At 70.6% G+C, this 13,876-nt stretch carries 12 protein-coding genes and 1 tRNA gene; 8 read left to right on the forward strand and 5 right to left on the reverse strand.

Annotation, left to right across the window (positions count from 1 at the left end; genetic code table 11):
• Positions 1-60 precede the first annotated feature (60 nt).
• The 4 genes from GUY60_RS09000 to GUY60_RS09015 form a co-directional block, all read right to left on the reverse strand.
• On the reverse strand, positions 61-921 hold the full coding sequence (locus GUY60_RS09000) for an S-methyl-5'-thioadenosine phosphorylase (protein WP_161695679.1): 861 nt from the start codon (positions 919-921) through the stop codon (positions 61-63).
• A 123-nt stretch (positions 922-1,044) separates the two neighbouring features.
• Complete coding sequence (locus tag GUY60_RS09005) at positions 1,045-1,398, reverse strand: FmdB family zinc ribbon protein (RefSeq protein ID WP_161695681.1); 354 nt, start codon at positions 1,396-1,398, stop codon at positions 1,045-1,047.
• A gap of 67 nt (positions 1,399-1,465) precedes the next feature.
• Entirely contained in the window at positions 1,466-2,749 is a 1,284-nt protein-coding gene (locus tag GUY60_RS09010; RefSeq protein ID WP_312866230.1) for an MFS transporter, read from the reverse strand.
• 283 nt (positions 2,750-3,032) lie between these two features.
• Positions 3,033-4,535, reverse strand: coding sequence for a potassium/proton antiporter (locus tag GUY60_RS09015; protein ID WP_161695725.1), 1,503 nt, complete (start codon positions 4,533-4,535; stop codon positions 3,033-3,035).
• Between the two features lie 278 nt (positions 4,536-4,813).
• Between GUY60_RS09015 and GUY60_RS09020 the strand changes: the two genes are divergently transcribed.
• Entirely contained in the window at positions 4,814-7,621 is a 2,808-nt protein-coding gene (locus tag GUY60_RS09020) for a penicillin acylase family protein (RefSeq protein ID WP_161695683.1), read from the forward strand.
• Positions 7,622-7,658: 37 nt separating this feature from the next.
• On the opposite strand, the gene GUY60_RS09025 is transcribed toward GUY60_RS09020, so the two are convergent.
• Entirely contained in the window at positions 7,659-8,261 is a 603-nt protein-coding gene (locus GUY60_RS09025) for a 5-formyltetrahydrofolate cyclo-ligase (protein WP_161695685.1), read from the reverse strand.
• 93 nt (positions 8,262-8,354) lie between these two features.
• Here GUY60_RS09025 and galU point away from each other — a divergent pair, with 93 nt between their 5' ends.
• The 7 genes from galU (at position 8,355) to GUY60_RS09060 (ending at position 13,874) form a co-directional block, all read left to right on the forward strand.
• On the forward strand, positions 8,355-9,257 hold the full coding sequence (galU, locus tag GUY60_RS09030) for a UTP--glucose-1-phosphate uridylyltransferase GalU (RefSeq protein ID WP_161695687.1): 903 nt from the start codon (positions 8,355-8,357) through the stop codon (positions 9,255-9,257).
• A 4-nt stretch (positions 9,258-9,261) separates the two neighbouring features.
• Entirely contained in the window at positions 9,262-10,602 is a 1,341-nt protein-coding gene (glp, locus tag GUY60_RS09035; protein WP_246234550.1) for a molybdotransferase-like divisome protein Glp, read from the forward strand.
• Between the two features lie 83 nt (positions 10,603-10,685).
• On the forward strand, positions 10,686-11,165 hold the full coding sequence (gene moaC, locus GUY60_RS09040; protein ID WP_161695691.1) for a cyclic pyranopterin monophosphate synthase MoaC: 480 nt from the start codon (positions 10,686-10,688) through the stop codon (positions 11,163-11,165).
• Positions 11,150-11,677 carry a MogA/MoaB family molybdenum cofactor biosynthesis protein gene (locus GUY60_RS09045; protein WP_161695727.1) on the forward strand — a complete coding sequence of 176 codons (528 nt, stop codon included), beginning with the start codon at positions 11,150-11,152 and terminating at the stop codon, positions 11,675-11,677. Before moaC ends, GUY60_RS09045 begins: the two co-directional genes overlap by 16 nt.
• A gap of 20 nt (positions 11,678-11,697) precedes the next feature.
• Positions 11,698-12,297, forward strand: a complete 600-nt coding sequence (locus GUY60_RS09050; RefSeq protein ID WP_161695692.1) for a GNAT family N-acetyltransferase — start codon at positions 11,698-11,700, stop codon at positions 12,295-12,297.
• Positions 12,298-12,475: 178 nt separating this feature from the next.
• Complete coding sequence (sepX, locus tag GUY60_RS09055; RefSeq protein WP_161695694.1) at positions 12,476-13,699, forward strand: divisome protein SepX/GlpR; 1,224 nt, start codon at positions 12,476-12,478, stop codon at positions 13,697-13,699.
• Between the two features lie 101 nt (positions 13,700-13,800).
• A tRNA-Ala gene (locus tag GUY60_RS09060) sits at positions 13,801-13,874 on the forward strand.
• Positions 13,875-13,876: the final 2 nt, after the last annotated feature.

Consider the following 13,876-nt stretch of genomic DNA (forward strand, 5'->3'; position numbering starts at 1 on the left):
CCCCACAACTCGCAACCCCGCAACCCCGCAACCCAGCCTCAGCGAAGCCATAGCGAGACCTCAGGGCAGCTCGATCCCCAAGTCCCACCCCTCGTGCGCCCGTGTGCACAAGCAGTCCCGCTCGGCGGTCGCGGGCAGCGCGGCCACCGCGTCGAACAGCACGTCCCGCAACCGTGCGACGTTCTCGCCGAAGACCTTCAGAACCTCGGCGTGCGAGACACCCTCACCGGCCTCGGCTCCCGCGTCCAGGTCGGTCACCAGCGACAACGACGTGTAGCAGAGCCGCAGTTCGCGGGCGAGCACCGCCTCGGGGTGGCCGGTCATGCCGACCACGGACCAGCCCGCGGCCGCGTGCCACCGCGACTCGGCACGGGTGGAGAAGCGCGGCCCCTCCACGACCACCATGGTGCCGCCGTCGACGGCCGCCCAGTCCCGTGCCCGCGCCGCCTTCAGCGCGGTCCTGCGACCCTCGGGGCAGTAGGGGTCGGCGAACGTCGTGTGCACCACGTTCGGCACGCTGCCGTCGGGCAACGGCACGCCGTCGAAGTACGTCTGCGCGCGGCTCTTAGTACGGTCGACGAGCTGATCGGGCACCAGCAGCGTCCCCGGCCCGTACTCGGCGCGCAGCCCACCCACCGCGCACGGCCCGAGCACCTGGCGCACGCCGACGGAGCGCAACGCCCAGAGATTGGCGCGGTAGTTGATGCGGTGCGGTGGCAGGTGGTGGCCGCGGCCGTGGCGGGGCAGGAAGGCCACCTTCCGGCCGGCGATCTCGCCGAGGAACAGGGAGTCGCTCGGGTCGCCGTAAGGGGTGCTCACCTGGATCTCGGTGACGTCGTCGAGGAACGAGTAGAAGCCCGAGCCGCCGATCACACCTATGTCCGCGGTGGCCGCTGCGGCACCGTCATGTCCGTTAGCCATGCGCAGCAGCGTAGTGGAGCGGCACCGCGTCCCGGGGGCCCTGTGGATCGTCCGCGGCGCACGCCGAAGGCCCCGCTGCCGTACGACAGCGGGGCCTTCGAGAAGTGTGGTGCGCGCGGAGCGTCAGGCCGCGGAGCTGCTGCTTCCGGAGGAAGAGGACGAGGAGGACGACGACCCGGCCGTGGAGCTGCTCGAGGAGCTCGACGAAGACGAGGACGAGGTCGAAGACCCGGCGGACGACGTCGAGGTCGACGCTGCGGGCTTCGACGCCGACGAAGCGGGCGTGCTGCTCGACGACGAGTTGCGGCTGTCATTGCGGTAGAAGCCGGAACCCTTGAAGACGATGCCGACCGCCGAGAACACCTTCTTGAGGCGTCCGCTGCAGGTGGGGCACTCGGTCAGGGCGTCGTCGGTGAACTTCTGCACCGCCTCGAGGCCCTCGCCGCACTCGGTGCACTGGTACTGATAGGTCGGCACTTGCTTCCTCCTGGCACTCTCACTCGATGAGTGCTAACGACGGTCCATAGTGACGTATTCCTCGGGATCAGTCCACTGTCACCGGCGAGCGGTGACCGACGCCACGCGCGACGGTGCGACTTTTGAGGGTCGGTACGAGCCGGGAGCGCAGCGCCACGATGGTCACCAGGGCGAGCACCGTGCCGCCCATCGGGACCAGGAATCCGGCACTGGCGCCATGGGCGTCGGCAAGGCGTCCGGAGAGCGTCACAGCGGCGGCCTGGCCGAGCGCCACCGCACCCGTGAGCAGGGTGAACGCCTCGGTCCGCGCCGACGTCGGAACCAGCGCCTCGACCAGCGTGAAGCCGGTGATCAGGGCGGGTGCGATGGACATGCCGACGAGCAGGCCGAGCACCGCGAACAGGGCCACGGAGTGCACCGTCCACAGCAGGGAGGCGGTGATCGCCAGAGCGGTGTAGCCGAGGATCAGGCGGCGGCGCGGGCCGACCTTCCAGGCGATGGCACCGCAGGCGACACCGGCGAGCATGTTGCCGGCGGCGAAGATGCCGTAGAGGAGGCCGTTGACGCCGGGCTGACCGGCCTCCGCGGCGAAGGCGGTGAGGGAGACCTGCATGCCGCCGAAGACCGAGCCGATGCCGAGGAACGCGACGGCGAGCACCCGCGCACCGGGAATGGAGAACGCCGAAACGTGCTCCACGCGCGCGTGCCCGGCGAGTGCCCCGTGCGGCACGGGCTGGGTGTCGCGCTGAGCGGCGAACAGGAGGCCGCCCGCCAGCGTCAGTACGGCCTGGGTGGCGAGGCCGGCGCCCGGGTGCACCCAGGTGCACAGCGCGGTCGCGAGGACCGGGCCGACGACGAAGGTGAGCTCGTCGGTGACGGACTCGAAGGCGGCGGCCGTGGGCGTGAGCGCGCGCCGCTCCGGGTGGTCGAGGACGGCGGCCCAGCGGGCCCGCACCATCGGCCCGACCTGCGGCACCGAGGCGCCGACGGGCACCGCGGCGACGAAAAGGGCCCACAAGGGTGCGTCGGCGAGCGCGAGAGCGGCGAGTGCGATCACCGAGACGGCGTTCACGAGGACGCCGGGGATCAGCACGGCGGCCTGGCCGAAGCGGTCGGCGAGCTTGCCGTTCTGGGGCGCGAACAGCGCCATGGCGACGCCCGCGACCGCGGCGACGGCGCCGGCGCTGCCGAACGATCCGGTGGTGTGCTGAACCAGCAGGACGATGGACATGGTGAGCATCGCGAAGGGCTGGCGGGCGGCGAAGCCGGGCAGGACGAAAGAGAGTGCGCGGGGTGTGCGCAGGAGCTGCCCGTACCCAGGTCGGGTGGTCGGGTTGACCGCGGATTCCACGGTCCTTGCCTTTCTGCTGCCTGGTGGCGTGCCCGTGTGACGTCGCCGAGAGCTGTCCTCTTGCGCAGAAGAACGTCGGTGATACCCGGCCCACTGCGAGGGACCGCGGCCGCCGTGCGGTCGCGCCAGCTCTGCATCAGACAGAGGTGGTTCGATTCGTTGTGCCTTGATTGTACGGGGAAACGGCCGCTTACGCCTCCGAATAGGAAGGTTGCGCAGCTCACTACCTGTGATTAGCGGGACGCCATCACGGCACCCAGGGAGTTGCCCCGCGGCGGCGCGTTCAGGAGGCCGATCTGCCGCCGGTGCCGAGCCAGCCGGCCAGCTTGCCCCCCTGTCCGACCGAGCGCAGCCGCTGCTCGGCCGCGTCCCGTACCGGATCGGTCGCGACGACGAGCAGCTCGTCGCCGTGGCGCAGCACCGTGGTCGGCGACGGCACGAAGGACTTCTCGTCGCGTACGACCAGGGTGACGGCGGCGCCCGCGGGCAGCCTCAGCTCGCCCACCTCGACGCCGTGCATCTTGGACTTCTCGGGAATCGCCACCGAGAGAAGGTGCCCGCGCAGCCGCTCCAGAGGGGCGGATTCCACGCCCAGGTCGGCCGCCTCGTCGGCCCTGCCGAGGCCGAGCGCCTTGGCGAGCCAGGGCAGCGTGGGGCCCTGGATGAGGGTGTAGACGACCACCAGGACGAAGACGATGTTGAAGATCCGCTCACTGCCCGCGACGCCCGTCACCATGGGGATGGTCGCCAGGATGATGGGCACCGCTCCGCGCAGGCCGGCCCAGGACATCAGGGCCTTCTCCTGCCAGGGCATCCGGAACGGCAGCAGGCTGACGAACACTTCGACGGGACGCGCGACGACGGTCAGGATCAGGCCGATCAGGATGGCGGGCCAGATGTCGTCGAGCAGGTTGTGCGGCGTGACGAGCAGTCCGAGCAGGACGAACATGCCGATCTGCGCGATCCAGCCGAGCCCGTCCGCGAACCCGCGGGTGGCGGGCCAGTGCGGCAGCTTGGCGTTGCCGAGCACCATGGAGGCCAGGTAGACGGCGAGGAATCCACTGCCGTGGGCGAGGGCGCCGGCCGCGTACGCGGTCACGGCGATGGCCATCACGGCGATCGGGTAGAGACCGGAGGCGGGCAGCGCGACGTGCCGCATCCCGAACGAGCCGAGCCAGCCCACCGCGAGGCCGATGGCGGCGCCGATGGCGAGCTCCAGGGCGATCTTGCCGACCAGCACGTACCAGTCGTCGATCGGTCCCGCAGTGGAGAAGGCGACCACGAGGATCACCACGGGGGCGTCGTTGAAGCCGGATTCCGCTTCGAGCACGCCCGTCACGCGCGAGGGCAGCGGCACCTTGCGCAGCACGGAGAAGACCGCGGCGGCGTCGGTGGAGGAGACGACTGCGCCGATGATGAGCGCCTGCCGCCACTCGAGGCCGACGAGGTAGTGCGCCCCGGCCGCCGTGATGCCCACGCTCACCGCGACACCGAGCAGCGACAGGACGACTGCCGCCGGCAACGCGGGTTTGATCTCCTTCCACTTGGTGCCCAGGCCACCTTCGGCCAGGATCACGACAAGTGCGGCGTACCCGATGACCTGGGTCAACTCGGCGTTGTCGAACACGACGTTGCCGAATCCGTCCTGGCCTATCGCTACCCCGATCCCCAGGTACAGGAGCAGGCTCGGCAGGCCGCTGCGCGAGGAGATGCGCACGGCTGCGACCGCGATGAGCAGGACGACGGAGCAGACGAGGAGGAGCTCGTTGAGCTGATGGACAGTCAGTGGCCGTTCCTTCCGGAAGCGCGGACTCGGCGCGGGCGAGAGGTACTTCGTTACCTTACCTAATCGTTTACGCTTCCTTGACGATGGCCGCTATACCAGACGGTGGCCGCTATACCAGAGGGCGCCGCGGGAGCCTGAGTTATCCACACCCCGGTTCCAGAGATATCCACACCGCGTCAATTGCCGTCATGCCCTCGTCCTATGGTTGCTCCCAGCACTTCAAGGACCGCAGAGCCCGCCCGGCCGCCCACGCCGCTCGAAGGACAGCAAGGACAGCGATGCCCGCCAATGAAAGCGCCTCTTCCGGCCAGAAGACCGGTAAGAAGAAGGGGCGACGTGCCCGCCTCGTCGTGATCGCTCTGGTCCTGGCCGTCGTCGCGGGCGTGGCCTTCGGCGCGTACTGGAGCGTCAGTACGGTGCGTGCCTCGCTGCCGCAGACCAAGGGCTCGACGAAGCTCGACGGTCTCGCAGGACCGGTCGACGTGCGCCGCGACGCCGCGGGAGTCCCGCAGGTGTACGCGTCCTCCGACGAGGACCTGTTCATGGCCCAGGGCTATGTGCAGGCGCAGGACCGCTTCTGGGAGATGGACGTACGCCGTCACATGACCTCCGGTCGGCTCTCCGAGATGTTCGGCAAGAGCCAGGTCGAGACCGATGAATTCCTGCGCACCCTCGGCTGGCACCACGTCGCGCAGCAGGAGTACGACACCAAACTGACCCCGGAGACCAAGAAGTACCTCCAGGCGTACGCCAAGGGGGTCAACGCCTACCTGGCAGGCAAGGACGGCAAGGACGTCTCCGTCGAGTACGCGGCGCTCGGCTTCACCAACGACTACAAGATCGAGAAGTGGTCGCCGGTCGACTCGGTGGCCTGGCTCAAGGCGATGGCCTGGGACCTGCGCGGCAACATGCAGGACGAGATCGACCGCGCCCTGATGAACAGCCGCCTCGGCCCGCAGCAGATCCAGGACCTGTACCCCGAGTACCCGTACGACCTGCACAAGCCGATCGTCGAAGAGGGCGCGCTGCCCGCCGGCGGCAAGGCGTACGACCCCAAGGGCACCGCGGTGCAGGGGCAGTCGGGCGCGGGCGCGGGAACCGGGACAGGTACGGGCACAGGCATAGGCGCGGGAACCGGCACCGGGGCCGGTGACGGGCTCGCGGCCGGCGGGAGCACGTCGGGCGGGGTGACGACGCAGCTCTCCGGACTGTCCGACGCCCTCGACAAGCTGCCCGACGCGATCGGCCCGAACGGCAACGGCATCGGATCCAACTCCTGGGTGGTCTCCGGCGACCACACCACCACCGGCAAGCCGCTGCTCGCCAACGACCCGCACCTCGCGCCCCAGTTGCCGTCGATCTGGTACCAGATGGGCCTGCACTGCCGCAGCGTCTCGGACAAGTGTCAGTACGACGTGTCCGGTTACACCTTCTCCGGCATGCCGGGCGTGATCATCGGCCACAACCAGGACGTCGCCTGGGGCATGACCAACCTCGGCGCCGACGTCACCGACCTGTACCTGGAGAAGATCCAGGGCGCCGGTTACCAGTACGGCGGCAAGGTCGAGCCGTTCAAGACCCGCAAGGAGACCATCAAGGTCGCGGGCGGCGCCGACAAGGACATCGTGGTGCGCCGGACCAACAACGGCCCGGTGGTGTCCGACCGCAACGACGAGCTGGGCAAGGTCGGCCAGGAAGCCCCGGTGGGCAGCTCCGCCCCCGACCGGGCCGACGGGTACGCGGTCTCGCTGCGCTGGACCGCGCTGTCCCCCGGCAAGTCCATGGACGCCGTCTTCGCGCTCAACAGGGCGAAGGACTTCAAGGACTTCCGCAAGGCCGCGGCCGACTTCGAGGTCCCCTCGCAGAACCTCATCTACGCCGACACCGAGGGCAACATCGGCTACCAGGCGCCCGGAAGGATCCCCACGCGCGCGAAGGGGCACAACGGCACGCTCCCGGCGCCCGGCTGGGACCCCGCGTACCGCTGGACCGGCTACATCCCGCAGAGCGCCCTGCCGTACGAGTACAACCCCGAGCGCGGGTACATCGTCACCGCCAACCAGGCCGTGATCGACGCCAAGAAGTACCCGTACAAGCTCACCGAGGACTGGGGTTACGGCGCCCGGAGCCAGCGCATCAACGACCTCGTCGAGTCGAAGCTGAAGAACGGCGGCAAGATCTCGACCGAGGACATGCGCACCATGCAGCTGGACAACAGCAGTGAGATCGCCAAGATGCTCACGCCCAAGCTGCTCAAGATCGATGTGTCGGACCCGTACGTCCGCGAGGCCCAGCAGCTCCTCGAGGGCTGGGACTACACCCAGGACGCCGACTCGGCGGCCGCCGCGTACTTCAACGCGGTCTGGCGCAACGTCCTCAAGCTGTCCTTCGGCAACAAGCTGCCCAAGGAGCTGCGGGTCAAGGGCTCCTGCATCAGCGTGCCGCCGGCCGACAAGACCGGCCCGGTGGACGACCCGGACGAGCGGGTGCGCGAGTGCGGCGAGCGGGACGCGGACGCGGCCCAGCCGGACGGCGGCGACCGCTGGTTCGAGGTGGTGCGCGGCATCCTCGACGACGAGGACAACGAGTGGTGGCACTCGCCCTCCACGCGTACGGACTCCGAGACCAAGACCCGTGACCAGCTCTTCGCGCGTGCCATGGAGGACGCCCGCTGGGAGCTGACCGCGAAGCTCGGCAAGGACATCGACACCTGGAGCTGGGGCCGGCTGCACCGCCTGACCCTGGAGAACCAGACCATCGGTACCGAGGGTCCCGGTTTCATGCAGTGGCTGCTCAACCGCGGCCCCTGGGACCTGGGCGGCGGCGAGGCCGCGGTCAACGCCACCGGCTGGAACGCGGCGGGCGGTTACGACGTGATCTGGGTGCCGTCGATGCGGATGGTGGTCAACCTCGACGACTTCGACAAGTCGAAGTGGATCAACCTGACCGGTGCGTCGGGGCACGCGTACAGCCCCAACTACACCGACCAGACCGAGAAGTGGGTCAAGGGCGAGCTGCTCGACTGGCCCTACTCGGAGAAGGCGGTCGACTCGGCCTCCGAGAACGACCTGGTGCTCAGGCCGTAAGGCGCCAGGGCCGGAAAGCGCTCAGGCCAGAGCGTGCTCAGGCCGTGAAGCGCCGGACGCCGCTGGGCGTCACCACCGCGTGCACGGGGTGGTCGTGCGGTTCCTCCGGGACCCGCGCGACCACCTCGTTGTCGTAGAGGAGCACCACCAGAGGCGGCTCCACGCGCGCGTGGACGAGCCGGGCCAGCACCCGGTCGTAGCTGCCGCCGCCCCGGCCCAGGCGCAGCCCGCGGTCGTCCACGGCGAGGCCGGGCAGCAGCACCGCGTCCGCGCCCAGGACGGCGTCCGGGCCGAGCCGGGGCCCGTCCGGCTCCAGGAGCCCGCGTCCGGCGCGCAGCAGGTGCTCAGGGCCCGTGTAGGCGGCCCAGTCGAGGTCGTTGTCCGGCAGGAGTACCGGCAGCAGCACACGCACCCCGCGCGCGTGCAGGGTGTCCAGGAGCACACGCGTGCCGGGTTCGCGGCCGATCGAGACGTAGGCCGCGACGGTGTGGGCGCCCGCCAGCTCCTCGAGTTCCAGTGCCCGGCGGGCGAGAACCGCGGCCGCCTCCTGCGCGTCATCTGTTGTCAACCGGCGCCTCGCTTCCAGGAGTTCTCCCCGCAACGTCGCCTTGGCAGCCTTGCCGCTCGTGTCCGCGCACACAGCCAGCTCACAAACCTCTCTTAACCAGCGCTAAGTGCATCAATTAACCGGACGCACATGTTCCGCACATTCGCACCAGTTATGGTGCTGGGCATGACTGAGTCGCACCCCACGATCACCAAGGCTGTCATCCCAGCAGCAGGCCTCGGCACGCGCTTCCTTCCGGCCACCAAGGCCACCCCGAAGGAGATGCTGCCGGTCGTCGACAAGCCGGCGATCCAGTACGTGGTCGAGGAGGCCGTGGCCGCCGGTCTGTCCGACGTTCTCATGGTCACGGGCCGCAACAAGCGCCCCCTCGAGGACCACTTCGACCGTAACTACGAGCTGGAAGAGGTCCTCGTCCGCAAGGGCGACCAGGGCCGCCTCGCCAAGGTCCAGGAGTCCAGCGACCTGGCCACCATGCACTATGTCCGCCAGGGCGACCCCAGGGGCCTCGGCCACGCGGTCCTGTGCGCCGCCCCGCACGTCGGCAACGAACCCTTCGCGGTCCTCCTCGGCGACGACCTGATCGACGCCCGCGACCCGCTCCTGCAGCGCATGGTCGACATCCAGGCCCGCGAGGGCGGCAGCGTCATCGCGCTCATGGAGGTCGACCCGGCGCAGATCAACATGTACGGCTGCGCCGCCGTGGACCCCACCGGTGAGGGCGATGTGGTCAAGGTCACCGGCCTGGTCGAGAAGCCGGAGCCGGCCGACGCCCCCAGCAACCTCGCGATCATCGGCCGGTACGTCCTGGATCCCGCCGTCTTCGACGTACTGCGCAAGACCGAGCCGGGCCGCGGCGGCGAGATCCAGCTGACCGACGCGCTTCAGCAGTTGGCCGCGGACGAGAAGATCGGCGGCCCGGTGCACGGCGTCGTCTTCAAGGGCCGCCGCTATGACACCGGCGACCGCGGCGACTATCTGCGTGCCATTGTCAGACTCGCGTGCGAACGTGAAGACCTGGGCCCGGACTTCCGCGCCTGGCTTCGTAGTTACGTCACCGAGGAGATGTAGCACCTTGAGCAGCAGCACGACGGCGGCCGCCACCGGCCAGGCCCACCTCTGGTCGGTGGACGAGCACTTGGAGGACATTCTCGGCGCGGTCCACCCGCTCGAGCCGATCGAGCTGCAGCTCCTCGACGCCCAGGGCTGCGTCCTGGTCGAGGACGTCACGGTGCCCGTCTCGCTCCCGCCCTTCGACAACAGCTCGATGGACGGGTACGCGATCCGTACCGCCGATGTCGCCGGTGCCACCGAGGAGTTCCCCGCCGTCCTCGAGGTCATCGGCGACGTGGCGGCGGGCAGCGCCGGTGAGCTGACCGTCGGCCCCGGCCAGGCGGCACGCATCATGACCGGCGCCCCGCTGCCTCCCGGCGCCGAGGCCGTCGTGCCTGTGGAGTGGACCGACGGTGGCCTGGGCGAGGGCCCCGTCGGCACCATGAACCCGCACAGCAGCTCGCCCGAGGGCGCCACCGGCGAGGTCCGCGTGCACCGCCCCGCCGGGAACCGAGCCCACGTGCGCGCACGTGGCAGCGACGTCCAGGCCGGGGAGCGCGCCCTGGACGCGGGCACCGTCCTCGGCCCGCCGCAGATCGCGCTGCTCGCCTCCATCGGCCGCAGCAGCGTCAAGGTGCGCCCGCGCCCGCGCGTGGTCGTGCTCTCCACCGGCAGCGAACTGACCCAGCCCGGCGAGGAGTTGGCCGAGGGCCGGATCTACGACTCCAACAGCTTCGCGCTGACCGCCGCCGCGCGGGACGCCGGAGCCATCGCCTACCGCGTCGGCGCGGTCGCCGACGACGCGGAGACCCTCCGGTCCACCATCGAGGACCAGCTGATCCGCGCGGACCTCCTGGTCACCACGGGCGGCGTCAGCGTCGGGGCGTACGACGTGGTGAAGGAGGCCCTCCAGGGGGTCGGCACCTGGGAGGAGGGCGCCGAGTCGGGCAGCGGCGTCGAGTTCCGCAAGCTCGCCATGCAGCCCGGCAAGCCCCAGGGCTTCGGCGCCATCGGCCCCGACCACACCCCGCTCCTCGCCCTGCCCGGCAACCCGGTCAGTTCGTACGTCTCCTTCGAGCTCTTTGTACGCCCCGCGATCCGCGCCCTGATGGGGCTCAAGGACGTCAGCCGGCCCACGCTCCGGGCCGGTCTGAGCGCCGAGAAGCCGCTGTCCTCGCCGTCCGGCAAGCGCCAGTTCCTGCGCGGGCGGTACGACGGGGAGGCCGGTACGGTCACCCCCGTGGGCGGCGCCGGCTCCCACCTGATCGCGGCGCTCGCCCACGCCGACGCCCTGATCGTCGTCCCCGAGAACACCACCGAGGTCACCCCCGGCACCGAGGTGGACGTGGTCCTCCTCGGCTGAGCCCGGCCCGGTGCGGGTACCGTGTCTGCCCACACGAGGCCCACCACGGCCCCGCACGAGCCCCGACCGGGAGCGCACAGCACATGAGTACGCAGGACCGACTGACGCACATCGACGCGGCGGGCGCCGCCCGCATGGTCGACGTATCGGAGAAGGACGTCACCGCGCGCACCGCGCGCGCGAGCGGCCGGGTCCTGGTCTCGCCGCGCGTGATCGAGCTTCTGCGGGGCGAGGGCGTCCCCAAGGGTGACGCGCTCGCCACCGCCCGGATCGCCGGGATCATGGGCGCCAAGCGCACCCCCGACCTGATCCCGCTCTGCCACCCGCTCGCGGTGTCCGGCGTGAAGCTGGACCTGACGGTCGCCGACGACGCGGTGGAGATCCTCGCCACGGTGAAGACGACGGACCGCACGGGCGTCGAGATGGAGGCCCTGACCGCCGTCAGCGTCGCCGCACTCACGGTGATCGACATGGTGAAGGCGGTCGACAAGGGCGCCGTCATCACCGACGTCCGCGTCGAGCAGAAGACCGGCGGCAAGTCCGGGGACTGGAGCCGCTCGTGAGGGCCCTCGTCGTCACCGCGTCCAACCGCGCCTCGGCCGGCGTCTACCCGGACAAGGGCGGACCGGTCCTGGCCGAAGGGCTGCGCGGCCTCGGCTTCGAGGTCGAGGGGCCGCAGGTCGTGCCCGACGGCGACCCGGTCGAGCAGGCGCTGCGCGCGGGAGTCGACGCGGGGTACGCCGTCATCCTCACCACCGGCGGCACCGGCCTCTCGCCCACCGACCGGACCCCCGAGGCCACCCGCCGCGTGATCGACTTCGAGGTGCCCGGAATCGCCGAGTCCATCCGGGCGTTCGGCCGGGACAAGGTGCCCACCGCGGCCCTCTCCCGAGGGCTCGCCGGGATCGCGGGCGGCACGCTGATCGTGAACCTGCCGGGCTCCACCGGGGGCGTACGCGACGGACTCGCCGTACTGGAACGGATCCTGGTGCACGCCGTCGACCAGATCCGCGGCGGTGACCACCCCAGACCTGACGCCCCACCCGGCACCGGACCCACGGGGAGCCCGAGCTGAACAGCCGCCCTTCCTGGCCTGTGGAACTGGCGGACGGCGACATCGTCCTCCGCCCGATAAAGCTGCGCGACCAGCGTGCCTGGCGTGAGGTCAACCGCCGCAACCGCGACTGGCTGCGCCGCTGGGAGGCCACGATCCCGCCGCCCGGCCCCGGCGGCCCGATCACGCACCGTCCGACGTACCGGCAGATGGTGCGGCACCTGCGTTCCGAGGCCAACGCGGGCCGGATGCTGCCCTTCGTGATCGAGTACCAGGGGCGCCTGGTGGGCCAGTTGACGGTCGCCGGGATCACCTGGGGCTCGATGTGCTCGGGCCATGTCGGCTATTGGGTCGACGAGTCGGTGGCCGGTCGCGGAGTGATGCCGACCGCGGTCGCGCTCGTCGTGGACCACTGCTTCCGCACCGTCGGGCTGCACCGCATCGAAGTCTGCATTCGTCCCGAGAACACCCCCAGCCGACGGGTCGTGGAGAAACTCGGATTCCGTGGCGAGGGGCTGCGTCCGCGCTATCTCCACATCGACGGTGCGTGGCGGGACCACCTGGTGTTCGCGCTCACCGCGGAAGAGGTGCCCGAAGGACTGCTCCACCGCTGGCACCAGGAGCGTTCCCAAATAAAATAAGTGTTCGAAAATGAACGCTGATTGACCACGAATATGCCTCCGGTGCCTCTGGGTGTCCTGGTCTCGAAGCCTGCTGATCGGATCAGTCACAAAAAAAGTTCGAGATATCAGGCAGATCGTGCGACACACCGGCTGAATTGGCAGATGGCCTCATGCAAACCCCTCTACCGTGTGAGGCGTGAGCAGCAGCGGCCTCATCTATGCAGTCATCGTCGGGGCCTGGGCCGCCTATTTGGTGCCGATGTGGCTCCGTAGGCAGGACGAGCTGAACGAAGCCCGTCCGACGGAACGCTTCAGCACCGCCATCCGCCTGCTTTCCGGACGGGCGGGGATGGAGCGTCGGTACGCCAAGGATGTACGGGCGCGTACCGAAGGCGAGGAGCCCAAGGCCGACCCGGACGCCGCGACGGAAGCCCTGACGGGATCCGTCGACGTCCGGGCCTTCGCCATGTCCGAGGACGGCGAGGAGCAGAGCGAACAGCCGAGATCGCGCGAGCCCCAGCGTGACCTCAAGCGCGAGCCCCAACGTGAACCGCAGCGGGAGCAGCAGCGCGAGGCCCCGCGTGAGCAGCGCGCCGAGCGCCCCGCGCGGCCGGTGCGCTCCGAGCGGGCCGAGAACGCCGAGGCGGCGGCCGCGCGGGCCCGGCGTTCCAAGGTGCTTGCCCGGCGCCGCCGCACCACGGTGGTGCTCTTCCTCGCGTTCACCGTCGGCTCGGTCGTCGCCGCCGTGGGCGGGCTCGCCTTCCTGTGGGCGCCCGCGCTCCCGGCCCTGCTGCTCAGTACGTACATCGTTCATCTGCGGTCCCAGGAGCGGCGCCGCTACACGTACACGATGGACCGGCGGCGGGCCGAGGTGGCGGCGCAGCGGCTGCGGGAGCGGCGGCCCGGTGGGCGCAGGCCCGCCGCGGCGGAGCCGGTCGCCGAGGAGCCGGTTGCGGGGCCCGAGGCCGAGGCGGCCGAGAAGCCCGGACTCTCCGCGCTCGCGGCCGACCGGCGTGCCCTGGTCGAGCAGACCGATCACGCCGAGTGGGTCGACCAGCAGCGCGAGCGCGACCGGGGTGCGGCGCGCGGCGACAGCTGGGAGCCCGTGCCGGTGCCGCTGCCGACGTACGTCACCGCGCCGGTCGCGCCGCGGGCCACCGGCAGCATCGACCTGGGCGCCCCGGACACCTGGAGCTCGGCGCGGTCCAGCGTCGCCGAGCCGGCGAAGGACGCCAAGCGGGCCAAGCCGGCCGAGGCCGCCGAAGAGGCCGAGCAGCCGGGGCGTACGGCCCGGTCCGAGAACGAGTCGCAGCAGGCGCCCGCCCGCCGGGCCGCCGCGCGCCGCAGCCGTGAGCGCGGGCGCACGCCGCTGTTCGACCAGTACGCCGAGGGCGAGCGGCCGCGGGCCGCCAACGAGTGAGGCGAGGTCCGGTGGGGTCGGGGATCTGACCAGCGCGGGAGTCGCGCGGGACCGGATTTCGGAGCACCCCGTTCGGGGTGCTAGAGTTTCACTCGTTGCAAGGGCCTGTGGCGCAGTCTGGTAGCGCACCTCGTTCGCATCGAGGGGGTCTGGGGTTCAAATCCCCACAGGTCCACC

It is taken from the genome of Streptomyces boluensis (assembly GCF_009908195.1).
Taxonomy (GTDB): domain Bacteria; phylum Actinomycetota; class Actinomycetes; order Streptomycetales; family Streptomycetaceae; genus Streptomyces; species Streptomyces boluensis.